The sequence below is a fragment of the Paenibacillus sp. JZ16 genome (genome assembly GCF_015326965.1).
In the GTDB taxonomy this organism is placed as follows: domain Bacteria; phylum Bacillota; class Bacilli; order Paenibacillales; family Paenibacillaceae; genus Paenibacillus_AQ.
In genome coordinates, this window is sequence record NZ_CP017659.1 from 4,006,349 (window position 1) to 4,019,121 (window position 12,773).

At 54.9% G+C, this 12,773-nt stretch carries 12 protein-coding genes; 2 read left to right on the forward strand and 10 right to left on the reverse strand.

The annotated features are described in order from the left end of the window. Positions 1-23: 23 nt before the first annotated feature. Complete coding sequence (locus tag BJP58_RS18255) at positions 24-1,997, reverse strand: glycoside hydrolase family 127 protein (RefSeq protein WP_194540046.1); 1,974 nt, start codon at positions 1,995-1,997, stop codon at positions 24-26. A 136-nt stretch (positions 1,998-2,133) separates the two neighbouring features. On the opposite strand from BJP58_RS18255, the gene BJP58_RS18260 reads away from it, so the two are divergent. Further along, on the forward strand, positions 2,134-2,958 hold the full coding sequence (locus BJP58_RS18260) for a helix-turn-helix transcriptional regulator (RefSeq protein WP_194540047.1): 825 nt from the start codon (positions 2,134-2,136) through the stop codon (positions 2,956-2,958). A gap of 184 nt (positions 2,959-3,142) precedes the next feature. Here the strand turns inward: BJP58_RS18260 and BJP58_RS18265 are convergent, their stop codons facing one another. The 4 genes from BJP58_RS18265 to BJP58_RS18280 form a co-directional block, all read right to left on the reverse strand. Beyond that, positions 3,143-3,544: a VOC family protein gene (locus BJP58_RS18265; protein ID WP_194540048.1), complete on the reverse strand. Its 402-nt coding sequence runs from the start codon at positions 3,542-3,544 to the stop codon at positions 3,143-3,145. Positions 3,545-3,572: 28 nt separating this feature from the next. Further along, positions 3,573-4,070 (reverse strand): SRPBCC family protein, encoded by a 498-nt coding sequence (locus BJP58_RS18270; protein WP_194544979.1) that lies wholly within the window; start codon positions 4,068-4,070, stop codon positions 3,573-3,575. Between the two features lie 98 nt (positions 4,071-4,168). Further along, positions 4,169-4,513: an ArsR/SmtB family transcription factor gene (locus tag BJP58_RS18275; protein ID WP_194540049.1), complete on the reverse strand. Its 345-nt coding sequence runs from the start codon at positions 4,511-4,513 to the stop codon at positions 4,169-4,171. Between the two features lie 155 nt (positions 4,514-4,668). Then, entirely contained in the window at positions 4,669-5,409 is a 741-nt protein-coding gene (locus BJP58_RS18280; RefSeq protein ID WP_194540050.1) for an HAD family hydrolase, read from the reverse strand. A gap of 203 nt (positions 5,410-5,612) precedes the next feature. On the opposite strand from BJP58_RS18280, the gene BJP58_RS18285 reads away from it, so the two are divergent. Continuing rightward, the gene (locus BJP58_RS18285) at positions 5,613-6,497 is read left to right on the forward strand and encodes a class I SAM-dependent methyltransferase (RefSeq protein WP_194544980.1); all 885 of its coding nucleotides are present in this window, start codon (positions 5,613-5,615) and stop codon (positions 6,495-6,497) included. 41 nt (positions 6,498-6,538) lie between these two features. On the opposite strand, the gene BJP58_RS18290 is transcribed toward BJP58_RS18285, so the two are convergent. From BJP58_RS18290 to BJP58_RS18310, 5 genes are all read right to left on the reverse strand, one after another. Then, on the reverse strand, positions 6,539-8,077 hold the full coding sequence (locus tag BJP58_RS18290) for a solute symporter family protein (RefSeq protein ID WP_194540051.1): 1,539 nt from the start codon (positions 8,075-8,077) through the stop codon (positions 6,539-6,541). Positions 8,078-8,212: 135 nt separating this feature from the next. Beyond that, complete coding sequence (locus tag BJP58_RS18295) at positions 8,213-9,724, reverse strand: solute symporter family protein (RefSeq protein WP_194540052.1); 1,512 nt, start codon at positions 9,722-9,724, stop codon at positions 8,213-8,215. 6 nt (positions 9,725-9,730) lie between these two features. After that, positions 9,731-10,030 carry a DUF485 domain-containing protein gene (locus BJP58_RS18300; protein WP_009593006.1) on the reverse strand — a complete coding sequence of 100 codons (300 nt, stop codon included), beginning with the start codon at positions 10,028-10,030 and terminating at the stop codon, positions 9,731-9,733. A gap of 186 nt (positions 10,031-10,216) precedes the next feature. Beyond that, the gene (locus BJP58_RS18305) at positions 10,217-11,014 is read right to left on the reverse strand and encodes a LytR/AlgR family response regulator transcription factor (protein ID WP_194540053.1); all 798 of its coding nucleotides are present in this window, start codon (positions 11,012-11,014) and stop codon (positions 10,217-10,219) included. After that, positions 11,001-12,767 (reverse strand): LytS/YhcK type 5TM receptor domain-containing protein, encoded by a 1,767-nt coding sequence (locus tag BJP58_RS18310; protein ID WP_194540054.1) that lies wholly within the window; start codon positions 12,765-12,767, stop codon positions 11,001-11,003. The genes BJP58_RS18305 and BJP58_RS18310 overlap by 14 nt, the downstream gene beginning before the upstream one ends. Positions 12,768-12,773: the final 6 nt, after the last annotated feature.

Below are 12,773 nucleotides of genomic sequence, written 5' to 3' on the forward strand. Positions count from 1 at the left end.
CGGGAGAGCCGGGCTGTACGATCTTACACCGTGTGCGGCAGCTCGCGCACCCAGACGGCCATTTCATTCTCGCCGCGGTTGCCCCATAAATAGTAAGGAATGGCCTTTAATGATGCGGGAAGCCTCTTTTTCGGAGAGGAACGATACAGTTCATCGCCCCAATCATCAGACTCTTCAAGCCATCCCTCCCCTTCAATGACAACGGCTCCGCCAAGAAGATACGGATCGAATCGGGAATGAAGCTTCGGATCGCCTGCGAGCGACAGCGAGGATACCGGCGCTCCATGATCGACGCTCTCCAAGCAATATACCAGCGGCCCGCGCTGAATCGCGGCCTTGCCGGCATTCCCCCGTATGTTGGGATTGGCTCTTACTTGATGGATCTCCATGGAGAATGCCAATTCCACGGTATCTCCCGGTGCCCACACTCTCTTCACGTAGGCATAGCCGTCTTGGGTAATATCCTCCACGGTCACCTCTTGCCCGTTCACCCGCATAACGGCTTTGCCGCGCGACCAGTCCGGAATGCGAAGAGCGACGGTCCACTCGGCTGCCTGCTCAGGCTGAATCGTAAGCGTAACATTCCCATCCCATGGCAGCGCGCTGGTCTGGGTTACCTTCACTGGCACGTTCCCGAGACGGACCTCGGCTTCGCCTCCAATGTACAGATGGGTATACAGCGTATCGTCATTCATCGTATACACGTATTCACCCAGCGACGACAGCAGTCTCGCCACATTCGGCGGGCAGCAGGCGCATGCGAACCAGCCCGGCCGAACCGGCTTCACATGGAACTTGCCCGGATTATGACGGCAGGCCGTAGGCCATACCTCAAGCGGATTCACATAGAAGAAATGACGCCCGTCCTGAGCCATGCTACCAATGACCGTGTTGAACAGCGCGCGCTCCATCACGTCCGCATACTCCGATTTGGGTGACAGCTGCAGCATGCGCTGGGCAAAAAAGATCAGCCCGATGGATGCGCAGGTCTCCGAGTATACGGTATCGTTCGGCAGGTCATAATCCGTGGTAAACGCCTCGCCGTGATGGGTGGAGCCGATCCCGCCGGTAATGTACATCTGTTTACGGACCATGTTATGCCACAGATTAACGCAAGCCTCAAGCAGAGCAGGGTCTTTCGTTCTGGCAGCTAAATCGGCCATCGCCGTATACATGTAAACCGCGCGGACCGAATGCCCGACCGCATCCTTCTGTTCCCTGACTGGCAGGTGGCTCTGATGATAAGCCAAATGCGGCGGATGCAGTACAGAGCGGTAGAATGACTTCTGCCCTCGCTGTTCCCACTCCTGAAGAAAGAAGTGGGGTTCCGTCCCGCGCTCATCTATAAAATACTGACTCAGACTCAAATATCTCGGCTCCTGGGTTACCTCGTACAATTTGACCAGTGCCAGCTCAATCTCCTGATGGCCGTCGAACCCATGGATTTTGCCATCCTCGGGTCCAAAGACGGTATCGATGTAATCCGCCAAGCGGCATACCACGTCCAGCAGTTTCCGCTTGCCCGTCGCCCGGTAATGCGCAACTCCGGCTTCAATCATATGGCCGGCGCAGTACAGCTCATGGCAATCCGTCAGATTGGTCCAGCGCTTCTCCGGCTCCTTCACCGTAAAATATGTATTCAGATAGCCATCCGGCTGCTGGGCAGCGGCCACAAGATCGATCAGCTCATCCACCTGCTCCTCCAGCTTCGGATCCGGATGAATGGCAAGCGAATAAGCCGCAGCCTCAAGCCATTTGGCGACATCGCTGTCCTGAAATACCATACCGCCATATTCCCCCTCCTCCCTGCCGGCGGCAATTCGAAAATTGGACACGCCATAACTCGGTTCCACGCCCGGAATTCGATCATGGAGGGCTTCATACTGGTATGGGATCACCACTTCCCTTACCAGCTCTATATAACGGGACCAGAAAGGGTCCGTCAATTTCACTTGCTTAAGGGGGACGGCAGCTGAACGCGAAGTAAGAGTTATCATCTTGGATATACACTCCTTTGGGATTCGAATGATAAAGCCTCGACACTTCCCATTCTACGTTCTATGATAGGATGAAAACGATAACAGAAATGACCTAAATTCTTATACGATTTCACACTTACCTGGAGGGGATACCATGACAGAACGGAGTGTTCTTTCCATTCCTTCACCGCCGCTCCCCTACTTCCTTGAATCCGGAAAAACGCATTATATGCCGGGCGAGTCGCATCCCAACCGGAGAAACCTTGGCGTCTACGATCTCATCCTGGTTCAATGCGGCTGCTTGTTCCTGGGCGAGGAGGATATGCAGTGGGCGCTTGGCGCAGGGGATTGCGTTGTATTATTACCGGATGCATACCATTACGCCGTACAGGGGTGTCAGGAGGAAACCGCCTTTTATTGGCTGCATTTTCAGACCGCAGCATCAGGCGCAGCCCGCGATGATTCGATCTCACACAACATAAAGCTGCCGAGGCATGGCCTTATCCCTTATCCGGAGCAAGCCTATCAGCTGTTCGATTCCCTGCACCTGCTGGCAACGGAACCGAGGTCCACGGCATTTTGGCGCGAACAAACGCTGTTTATCGAGCTGCTGGAGCTGCTGGACCCGTCGAGATCGGATCAGGAACAATCGCGGGTACGCAAAGTCGCGGAGCAGGTGGAGTCCTATATCAAAATGCATTACCGCGAGCCCATCAGCAACGCACGTTTATCGTCCGACTTGCATTTCCACTACAACTACCTGACGCGCTGCATGAAGGAATCGCACGGCGTAACGCCTACGGAATACCTGCTTCAATACCGCCTGGACCAGGCCAAGCGGCTGCTGCTGACCACCCAGTGGTCCATGGCTCGAATCGCGGAGCATGTGGGATTTCAATATCCGCCCTATTTCTCCCGCCGCTTCTCCGCACGTTTCGGCCTATCGCCGCTGCAATTCCGAAAGCAGTACACGGAGTAAGCCGCGGCATGGGATTTGGGGCTCCGCATTGTTATATTCTTCCGTTCGGGTGGCGGTGAGGGTGAGGGACAGCACGGCTCTTGATTGAGAGCATCGAGCTGGGCAATGCCTTCCTTGCGGCTCAGCGTAAAAAGGGACAGGCCCCTTCCGGGCCCGTCCCTATACCTGAATCACCTGCTCAAGACTACGCTTCGCTTGGCAGGTTAAGCTGCCAGGATACGCCGAACTTGTCCGCGATCCAGCCGAACTTTTGGCTGAATCCATAGTTGTCCAGCGGCATCATCGCACCTCCGCCATCGATTAGTGCTCCGTACACCTTCTCGATCTCGGCTTCGGATTCGCAAGTCAGATAGATGGAGAAGGAAGGCGTGAACGTAAACTCATGTTTCACGTTGCTGTCGATGCACATGAACGTTTGTCCCTTCAACGAAAAGGTGGCATGCATGACGCTTCCCTCGGCTCCCGGCTGATCGGGGCCATAACGGGTAATGCTGATGATTTCGGAATCCTCAATAATGGAAATGTAATGGTTCATGGCTTCTTCCGCGTTGCCCTGAAACATTAAAAACGGGGTCACACTCTTCATCGATACACACGCTCCCTTATTCATTGGTTTAGGATGGATAGTTTATCTTCCCTGTCTCTAACAGCTGCTTCAGCCCCTCAAACATATAACCCCAACCATGCTCGGTTTGGTCATGGTATTCGGTCAGCGCTTTCTCAATATCCTCTGCGGTCCAGTCTTCCTCATGAGGGACAACGATCTCCTGGGAGAACGTCATTTCGCATCCTGCGTCCACGGCTTTGAACTCCACCGTAATGCGGTCCACAGTGTCGCTGAACTGGGGCATCTTGAAGGTGAGCACCAGCTTGCGCGGCCGGTCTATGACCAGATACTCTCCAATGGCCCGGTACTCCTTGCCTTCCCGCACATCAACAATCTCCCAGGTTCCGCCCACGCGCGGATCGTTACGGGCGATTTTGTTCGTCGCTTCCAGCGTAAACAACCATTTACGCATCATGTCCGGGTTTAACCAGGCATCAAATACTCTTTCCGGTGCTACCTCAAATTGACGTTTCATGACCAGCGTGGTTGTAGAGGCATCCTCCAATGTCAATCATCCTTCTCTTATCAAAAGTGGTATTGCGTCTATTTCCCTACGTTACTCATCGTTGTCCAGGATGTTCAGCGGTATTCCTAAGGATTCTTCTAGTGCTCCCCCCTCTTCGCTTTGTTCAGCTCGCGTTCAAGCACATCAAATTGCCGGGTCCAGAATCGTTCGTAGAATTGCAGCCATTCCAGCGCCCTGGACATGACACTCGGGTTCAGACGGCAGGTATGCGTCCGTCCATGGATGGACCGTTCGAGCAGGCCGGAGCGCTCCAGCACCTTGATATGCTTGGAGGCTGCCGCAAGCGACATGTCAAACGGTTCAGCCAACTCAGATACCGTCCGTTCCTGCGATGCGATCATGCGCACCATCTCTCTTCGGGTCGGATCAGCCAATGCGTGGAAGATGTGATCCAGTTGTTCTTCGTCATTATGTTCAACCATATGGTTAAATATAATGGATGGAACTCATAAAGTCAACCAACCGGTTGAATATTAAGCAATAAAAAAAGCCAAACCCTCATACTTAAAGGGCCTGGCCGCGATAATTCTTTAACATAGTCCTGCTCCGGTGACACTTACGTTCGCCGCAGCATGTTTTATCCGATAACCTCATCCAGCAGCCGCTCCAGCTCGCCATAACTCGCCACGGTATGCTGCGGTTGATGCTCCGATTCCGGCCCAACGCTCCGGTGATTGAACCAAATCACATGCCAGCCTGCAGCCAATGCGCCAACCACATCATTGCGCCACGAATCGCCGATGTAATAGGAGCTCTTCGGCTCCGTGCCGGTCAGCCGGTTCACATGGTGGAATATCCGTGGATCAGGCTTGTCCCAGCCCACCGCACCGGATACGAACAACCGCTCCTCCGGTATGAGGTCACCCAGCTGCATAGCCGCGATTTTGTTCATCTGGTGTTCTGCCGGACCATTGGTGATCAAGCCAACGACATGCCCGGCATCCGTCAATTTCTTAAGAAGCTCCCGGGCGCCTTCAAACATCGTGATGTTATACTGCCGCTCCAGGTAGGCTTGCTGTACGGTTTCCGCCTCCTCAAGGGTCAGCCCTACGCCGAATTCAGCCAGCGCTAACTGGAACCGACGTCTGCGCATATCCTCAACCGCTTCCCCGTATGCCGCCGTGCCAGCCCCTCCGAGCTCTACAGACAGCTTGTCGCTGTAATAACGCATCCGATGATAAGCGGCTTCATATGGAAACGTGCCATCAGGGCGGGCAACCTTCTGAACGGCATCGCGAAAAGGCGCCAGATGGTCATACAATGTATCATCCACATCGAAGAAGATTCCCTTCGGTGATATTGGTGTCTTCATACGCATCCCTCTTCCTCATTCGATCTCTCTATTGTACCCGCATCGGCACCACCCGGGTCAAGCCTATCTGTTAATAAGTTCCTTTCCTATGATATGATGGAATTAGAGCGGCAGGACACATCAACTGGAGCATGAATCCTGACTCGCAGCAGCCAAGACCTCCAATTGCAAGGCCCGATTTATGTACCCGGATAAGGAGATGAATAATGATGACCAAGGATATGACCGAAGTGTGGAGTAAGGATTTCGTTCCCGATGGCAACCGTGCCAGCAACGTGGATCGTTTCACCGGCTTTGAGGATACCTATGACCAGCATCGCCCCGAAGCTCCCCAGGAGGTTGTCACCCTGCTGACAGGCTATTTGGAGCGCAAGCCCTCTCTCGTTGTCGACTTGGGATGCGGAACGGGACTATCCTCGTTTGCATGGAAAGACGCAGCGGACCAGATCATCGGCGTTGAACCGAATGACGATATGCGGGGCAAGGCCATGGCCAAACTGCAGTCGCTGCAGGAAGAGGCTGACGGCAGCCACGGTGTGCAGCTTGCCGACATCAGGTTTGTCTCCGGCTATTCGAACCAATTGGCGCTCCCGGATCAGTCCGCGGACATCATCACCTGTTCCCAATCCTTCCACTGGATGGACCCGGCCAGCACGTTGAAGGAGGTTTCCCGCGTTCTGCGTGAGGAAGGGATATTCGCGGTATATGATTGTGATTGGCCGCCGAGCCTGACCTGGAAGGTCGAGCAATCCTACCATGAGCTGATCGAATGGGCAGAGGCCACCATCGACCGCCATGTGGAGGCACAGGAAAAGGCCTATAAAGGGAATAAGAACGAGCATCTGAAGCATATCCGGGAGAGCGGAGTGTTCCGGTTTTCCAAGGAGATCGTATTCCATCATATAGAGCCGTTCACCGCCGAACGATATACCGGCCTTGCCGTCAGTCAAGGCGGTATCCAGACCGTGTTCAAGCTGAAACAAACCGAATTGAACGATAAAATCGCACAGTTCCATGCGCTGGTCGAGGAGCACTTCCAAGGGCGGACACTTCCCGTTATGCTCAGCTACCGCATGCGGCTTGGCATTAAATAAAGCAAGAAGCATCGAAAGGGATAATCCCGAGGTATGAAGCGTCACCCCGGCTCGCGGGTACGAATCTCATCCGGGGCCACATGGGCAATGGCCTGCATCGTCTCGAATCGGCCGCTTGAGCCGACTTTGCCGGATAGCAGGGTACCGAGAATACCGCCAGCGAAACCAATCGGAATGGACACGATACCCGGATGCTTGAGCGGGAAAATCGCTTCCGCCCGGATCCAGCCGGCCCCGGGATCCATGACGTTAGGCCCCACGGCCATGAGCAGCAAGGAGGATATCAATCCGGCGGCAATGCTCGACATGGCCCCATACGTATTAAATCTCCGCCAAAATAGCGTGAACAGCAGCACCGGCAGATTAGCCGAAGCCGCAACCGCGAACGCAAACGAAACAAGAAATGCCACATTCAGCTTCTGCGCGCCGAGGGCGAGCACAATCGAAGCAGTGCCAACCCCAATGGCCGAAAGCTTGGCCACTCTCATCTGCTGCGCCTCGGTCGCCCGTCCTCTGCGGAAAATGCTGCTATAGACGTCATGCGCAAATGCGGAGGATGCCGTCAGCACAAGCCCCGAGATCACAGCCAATATGGTTGCGAAAGCAACGGCCGATACAAAGGCCATTAAGAATTCACCACCCAATGCGCTTGCGAGAAGCGGCGCCGCCAGCTCAACCCGCTCCGACAAAACGGACCAATCGACGAAGGCAGCCGCCCCAAATCCAAGAAAAATGGTCATAGCATAAAAGATGCCGATCGTGAACGTTGCCGTTTTGACCGAAGAACGGACCGTACGCGGGTCTTTTACCGTGTAGAAGCGCGCAATAATATGCGGAAGTCCCGCTGTCCCTAACACCAGCGCCATATTAAACGACAGCATGTCGAGCGGGTGGTCGAACATATTGCCCGCCATCAGAAACTGCTCCTGCAACGGGGTCGCCCGCTTCATGGATTCGAATAAACCAAGCAGATCCCAATCGAATCTTGCCAGCACGATGAGACTCACGATAAAAGTGCTGCTCACCAGCAATATGGACTTGACGATCTGCACCCAGGAAGTCGCGAGCATGCCGCCGAACGTGACGTAAATGGTCATTAAGCCTCCGACCAGCACGATGGCGAGCGACGTTTCCAGCCCGAACAGCAAATGCACGAGCCACCCGGCACCGACCAGCTGGGCAATCATGTAGAACACCGTAATCATCATGTTGTTGACGGCGATACATCCGCGCAGCCGTTTCTCGCTGAACCGGACCGCCACCGCATCCGCCATCGTATACCTGCCCAGATTATGAAGCGGCTCGGCTATGATGTACTGCACGATCACATAGGAGGCTAGAAAGCCGATCGAATAGAAAAAGCCGTCGAAGCCGTACACCGCAATGGAGCCCGCGATGCCAAGGAAGGACGCCGCGCTCATATAGTCACCGGAAATGGCCAAGCCGTTTTGCAGCCCGCTCAGACGATTGCCCGCTGCATAGAAATCATTCGTGCTCGTTGTCCGCCTGGCAGCATAATACGTAATCATTAACGTGCCGACCACAATCGCCAGAAAAAAAACGATGCCGGATATGTTCATTTGCATGCCTCCTTCCGCTTCAGCCTGAAAGTCATGTTATATCTTTATTTTACGATAAAATGACAAAAAAAGGGCGATCCCCCGTGCTGCCAAGCAGCTGGATACACCCTTTTTGGTCAAAGAATCGAATCCGGATTACGCGCCCGTATTGGCCTTGACCAGCACTTCGGCATACTTCGCTTCATCCTTGGAGGAGGATAACAGCGTGCCGATATAAGCTGCCAGAAAGCCAAGCGGAATAGAGATGATGCCCGGGTTGCTCATCGGAAAGATCGGATCGCCAATCAAAATGGCCTTTCCGGCCGGATCCCATATATTCGGACTAAGCGCCACAAGAATCACCGTGCTGATCAGCCCGGTCAGCATCCCGGTCACTGCGCCTGTCGTATTAAACCTCTTCCAGAACACCGTGAACAGGATGACAGGTAAATTCGCGCTGGCCGCAACAGCGAAAGCGAGCGAGACAAGGAATGCTACGTTCATCTTCTGAGCGAACAGCGCGAGCAGAATGGAGACAATGGATACGCCAATCGATGCGTACCGTGCCATCTTCAGCTGCTCCTTCTCCGACGATTCACCGCGGCGCACGATTTGGCCGTAGAAATCATGGGCGAAGGCGGATGCCGCGGACAGCACAAGCCCCGTCACCACGGCGAGGATTGTCGCGAACGCAACCGCCGAGATGAACGCGAACAGGAAATCGCCGCCAATCGCTTTGGCCAGGAGCGGGGCAGCCATGTTACCCGCTTTATCGACCTCGGTAATATCCGCCGCGCCTACAAAGGCGGCAGCCCCAAAACCGAGAAAGATCGTCATGACATAGAAGATGCCGATAATCCAGGTAGCGTATACCACGGAGCTGCGTGCCGTCTTGGCGTCCTTAACGGTAAAGAATCGGGTCAAAATATGCGGCAGACCTGCCGTGCCGAGTACGAGCGCAAGATTGAGCGACAGCGTCTCCAGCGGGATTTTGTATTTATTCCCCGGGTTCAGGAATGCCTCCTGCAGCGGCGTAGCCGTCTTCATATGATGGAACATCTGGGTCAGACTGAAATCGAATTTGGCGAATACGATCAGCGAGATGATGAACGTGCCAGCCATGAGCAGCACGGCCTTCGAGATTTGAACCCAACTCGTGGCATGCATGCCGCCGAAGACAACATAGATCGTCATGAGCACGCCGACAATCAGCACGGACGTGACATAGTCCAGTCCCAACAAAAGCTTAATCAGTGCGCCTGCCCCAACCAGCTGCGCGATCATGTAGAAGATGGAGATGGAAATCGTGTTCAGCGCTGCAACGCCGCGCACTTTCTTGTCGGAGAAACGAGCGGCAATCATATCCGCCACCGTATACTTCCCGAGGTTCCGAAGCGGCTCGGCGACAAGGTACAGCACCACCAGGTAAGCTACAAGGAAACCGATGCTATAAAAGAATCCGTCAAAGCCGACTAACGCGATCGAGCCTGCGATGCCAAGGAAGGAGGCAGCAGACATATAGTCGCCGGCGATGGCTGTCCCATTCTGCCAGCCCTTGAGCCCTCCGCCTGCCGTATAGAAGTCGCTGGTGTTGGTTGTTTTCTTGGCAGCGTAATACGTTATGATCAGCGTGAGCAATACAATTCCGCAAAACAACGCGATAGCCATAGTCGATTACGCCCCCATATCCTTTTTAATATCGTCCACCATACGATCGAACTGGGCCGCCTTGCGGGAGTACAGGATGCACAAGACCCATGTCATGACAAACTGCGCGAATGCAAATACCCATGCCCACGTGATCGGGCCGATCGCAGGGTGGTTCAACACGTCGGTGTACGAAGTGAGAATCGGCAGCGCAAAGTAAAACAGAAGAAAAAAGACGGTCATCGGAATAATGAACCGTTTCTTGCGGGAGAGCAGCGTTTTGAATTTTTCAGAATGCCATACTTCGGTATAGCTTTTTTCTTCCATTGCCTTTCCCTCCATTAACGATCAGGATTCTATGGCGTCTCCCATGAATGAAAGCGCTTTAGAATGATTATATACAGGAGGATTGCCCGCGACCACAGCTCCTGCGCGAAACGTCCGATAGGGTGTGCGAAAGGGCGGATATGCCACCTGAACCGGGAGACCATCACCGTCCTTCCGCGCTTCCCCCTATGCCTCCCTAAGCAACCGGAACAAATCCCGGGCAGCTTCCCGCGACAAGGGAATCATCGTCCGCTGCTCATCCTTTAGCACAATATTGTAAGCGCCGTTCTGCCAAGGGGACAGCTCTGCAATCCGGTTCACGTTAACCAGGTAACTGCGATGAGGACGAAAGAACGAGTAACCTGCCAGCTTCTCCTCCAACTCCTGCAGCGTGCTCTTGCTCGTAATCCGCTGGCCTTCCGCCGTCCAGATGCGGATGACCCGCTCCTCGCGCACCGCGTACAGTATCGCCTCGGGATCGACGAGCACATGCTTGTCCCCATCATCGAACAGCAGCTTTCCGCGCATGCTGCGGGCAGCAGCCTCAGTGGAAGGATACGAGGCTGCCTGTGGGATGACATCATAAGCTTCCTGCTTTTGCGGGGTTTGCCCTTCATGAACCCTGCTGCGTATTCGCTGCAGGGTTTCCTTTAATCGCATATGGCTGTAAGGCTTCAGCAGATAGTCAATCGCATTCAGACCAAACGCCTCGACAGCATACTCGTCATAGGCTGTCGTAAACACAATGAAGGGGGAGATCGGGGAGGCTTTCAGCATTCGCGCAGCCTGCAATCCTTCCAGTTCCGGCATATGAACGTCGAGAAAGACGACATCCGGCTGCCGTAAGGGAACCAGCTCAAGCAGTTCCCGGCCGTTTGCGGCATGAGGAAGCAGCTCGATATCAGGCTCCTGTTCCAGCAGGTAAGCCAGCTCCTCCCTTGCCAATCGTTCGTCTTCGGCTATCATCGCTTTAATTCGCTTCACGGTACCGGCTCCCTTCCGATAGACTGCAGGGGATGCTGAAGGATATGCTGCATCCGCCCTCTGCAAGATTTTCTACGATGAGTCTGGCCTCCTTGCCAAACATGCTGATTAAACGCTGATTGATATTGTAAATGCCGTTTCCCGTACCCTCGCTGCCGATGATCGGCTGTTCGCCGAGACTGTCCAGCACCTCGGGCGAGATGCCTGCCCCGTTGTCCCGCAGTTGTACAACCGCCAGATCGCCCGCACGCTTTAGGGTCAGTTGGATGATGCCCCCGCTCGCCTTATCGCGCAAGCCGTGCTTAATGCTGTTCTCCACCAGCATTTGCAGCGTTGCAGGCGGAATCATAAGCTCGCCAAGCACCGGATCCAGCTGGCATTCAAACGTGAACTGATCTTCGAACCGGATTTGAATAATGTCCAGATAAGCATTCAAAAGTTCCATTTCCTCACGAATGGTCGTTCTGCGGGAGGCCATGACCTTGACGTTCAAGCGCATGAACGCCCCCAGCTGCATCGTGGCATGCCTTGCCAGCAGCGGATCGCTCCGGATCAACGAATGGATCGCGTTGAGCGTATTGAACAGAAAATGCGGATTGATCTGCGCCTGCAGAAGCTTCAGCTCCGCCTCTTTCATTAAATGGCTCATCTTCTCGTGAGCCGTGGCCCCGAGCTGATAGGAAATGAGCTGTCCAAGCCCTTGGGCCATCACCAGCTCGACGCGCCGAATATCCTGGGGCCGCTTGAAATAGAACTGAATGACGCCCACGATCTCGTGACCCTCGATCATCGGGACAAGAATGGCGGCGCCGAGCGCCGGATGACGAGGCTGAATATCTTCCGCATTCTCTATGATCCGAAGCTCGCCGGTCGCAATGACATTCTTGGTCAAGTCGGATGCGATCTCTTCTCCGGGATCAATGGTACGGCTGGCGGCACCGGCATGGGCCAGGAACCGCTCCGTATCCGTAATGGCGACGGCCGTTGTTTTCAGCTCGCGCAGCAGCAAGGTGGCCACGGCCTGAGCCGTTCGGTACGTTAAGCCCTGCTTCAGATGGGGCAGCGCCGCTTCCGCGATATGGAATGCCTTCTCCGTCTCGTACGCGGCTGCCCGCTCCTCCTCGGTGAGCGCAACGCGCAGCATCGTCGTGAAGATCGCAATCGATATGCTGTTGGTCAGCACCATCGGCAGACCGATCAGGTTGACCAGCTCAACCGCGCGGTCCGGCTCATCCGCACAGATCAAAATAACTCCCATGTGCAGGATCGGGGCGAACATGCCGACGAATAACGCTTTTGCCGGCGAGATCACCCGCTCCTGCGAGAAGAATCGGGCTACGCCCCCGGCCAGGGCGCCCGTAAGCGGTACGGCGATCGCTCCAGCCAGCCCCGTGTAGCCGCCGATATACAGGAGATGGGCTCCTGCCAGAAGTCCGCCCCCGATGCCAACGCGGGGCCCGCCAATCAGCCCGCCAATCACAACGCCGACCAGGGCGGAATGGGCCAGAGCCTGCTCCTCCGTCAGCCGCATCAGCCAGAAGGAGGAGCTTGATTCGCTATTCTCCACGACAACGCCTGCATACACCCCGAGGATGCCGAAGAGGCCAAACAGACAAGAATAGATGAACATCCGCGTGCCGGACATCTCTTTGCGGTCCAGCAATTGGCGGAACAGCGGAATTCTCGTCAGTATAAACGTCAGGATGAGCAGCATGCCCATCCGTTCGAACAGATGCAGCGTCAACTCCTGCATGGACAT

Coding starts and splice junctions, on each gene's coding strand:
- BJP58_RS18300 (WP_009593006.1), bottom strand. CDS start 10,030: ATGGAAGAAAAAAGCTATACCGAAGTATGGCATTCTGAAAAATTCAAA.
- BJP58_RS18280 (WP_194540050.1), bottom strand. CDS start 5,409: ATGCGTATGAAGACACCAATATCACCGAAGGGAATCTTCTTCGATGTG.
- BJP58_RS18285 (WP_194544980.1), top strand. CDS start 5,613: ATGACCAAGGATATGACCGAAGTGTGGAGTAAGGATTTCGTTCCCGAT.
- BJP58_RS18265 (WP_194540048.1), bottom strand. CDS start 3,544: ATGAAGAGTGTGACCCCGTTTTTAATGTTTCAGGGCAACGCGGAAGAA.
- BJP58_RS18275 (WP_194540049.1), bottom strand. CDS start 4,513: ATGGTTGAACATAATGACGAAGAACAACTGGATCACATCTTCCACGCA.
- BJP58_RS18255 (WP_194540046.1), bottom strand. CDS start 1,997: ATGATAACTCTTACTTCGCGTTCAGCTGCCGTCCCCCTTAAGCAAGTG.
- BJP58_RS18310 (WP_194540054.1), bottom strand. CDS start 12,767: ATGCAGGAGTTGACGCTGCATCTGTTCGAACGGATGGGCATGCTGCTC.
- BJP58_RS18290 (WP_194540051.1), bottom strand. CDS start 8,077: ATGAACATATCCGGCATCGTTTTTTTTCTGGCGATTGTGGTCGGCACG.
- BJP58_RS18295 (WP_194540052.1), bottom strand. CDS start 9,724: ATGGCTATCGCGTTGTTTTGCGGAATTGTATTGCTCACGCTGATCATA.
- BJP58_RS18260 (WP_194540047.1), top strand. CDS start 2,134: ATGACAGAACGGAGTGTTCTTTCCATTCCTTCACCGCCGCTCCCCTAC.